Here is a 1,389-nt window from a genome sequence, read left to right as displayed (position 1 = left end):
ACCGGAACCCCCGACGATCAACCCTCGGCGTTGGCCACGCCGCAGTACTGGGTCGACCACGTCCGCAACACCGTACGGTTCGCCGACGGAATCACCACCCTCACCACGGCGGGAGCAACCCGATACGTGATCATGGGCCCCGACGGCGGCCTATCCGGACTCATCGACGAAACCCTCCAACACACCACCAGCGACGCCGTGGATACCAAACCCACCGTGGACGGTGTGGAGGCTGTCGTGGCTTCGCTGCTGCGTAAGGACCGTGTCGAGGACACGACCCTGCTCTCGGCACTGGCCCGACTGGATGTGGCCGGCACCGGAATCGACTGGACACCGATCTTCCACGGCCGCGGCGCATCGCGGGTACAGCTTCCTACCTATGCCTTTGATCGACAGCAAGGCGGGCGGCACGCATCGTCTTCGTCGAGAATTACTTCGGAAGAAGTTCAGGATCTTTTTGCGAGAAAGTTGGCCCAGCTAAGTTTGGGCGACCAGTGGTTGATGATAAAGAATGCGGTGCGCGATCAACTCGCGGCTGTTAGTGGGAAATTTAGTCCCGACGAGTTTGACGAAGATAATTCTTTTCGAGATTTGGGATTGGATTCACTGGGAGCCGTAGAGTTCCGTCGCCGACTAAATAGGCTGACTGGGGTGGCGATGTCGGCCACCCTGATCTTCGACTACCCGACTCCCAGGGCGGTCGCCGAACACCTGCACCAGCAGCTGGCCGGAGCATCCGTGGCCGCGGAACCAGTTGTGGTGATGGGTCATTCGGCCGAGCCGATCGCGATTGTTGGTGTGGGCTGTCGCTTCCCCGGAGGAGTGTCCTCACGCGAAGAGCTGTGGCAGGTCGTGGCCCAGGGCCGGGATGTGGTGTCGCAGTGGCCGTTGGATCGGGGTTGGGATGCGGGGTTGTTCGATCCCGAACCGGGTGTGGCGGGTAGGTCCTACACGCGTGAGGGTGGGTTCCTGCACGATGCGGGGTTGTTCGATGCCGGGTTCTTCGGGATCAGCCCGCGGGAAGCGGTTGCGATGGATCCGCAGCAGCGGTTGCTGCTGGAAACGGTGTGGGAAGCCCTCGAAGACGCCGGGGTGGACCCGGTCTCGTTGCGCGGCAGCGACACCGGTGTATTCATCGGCGTAACGGATCACGCGTATGGAATTGGTCGAGGTGAGGTGGATGACAGTTTCGAGGGATATCGGCTGACCGGCACGACCTCGAGTGTGGTCTCGGGCCGGGTGTCGTATGTGCTGGGGCTGGAAGGTCCCGCGGTATCGGTGGACACCGCGTGCTCGTCCTCGCTGGTCGCCCTGCATCAAGCCGTGCAAGCCGTGCGTGCTGGCGAGTGCGGGATGGCACTGGTAGGCGGTGTCACGGTGATGTCGACG

Annotated in this window: 1 protein-coding gene; it reads left to right on the top strand. The window is 62.6% G+C overall.

What is annotated here, in order from left to right:
* Positions 1-132 precede the first annotated feature (132 nt).
* The coding region (locus ON44_RS52940) for an acyl carrier protein (RefSeq protein WP_444543898.1) at positions 133-1,389 on the top strand (1,257 nt) is incomplete at its 3' end.

This window comes from Nocardia vinacea NBRC 16497 (assembly GCF_000308835.1).
Lineage (GTDB): Bacteria > Actinomycetota > Actinomycetes > Mycobacteriales > Mycobacteriaceae > Nocardia > Nocardia vinacea.
Note: the sequence above shows the minus strand (reverse complement) of the source record. Positions and strands in the feature narration are given on the sequence as shown.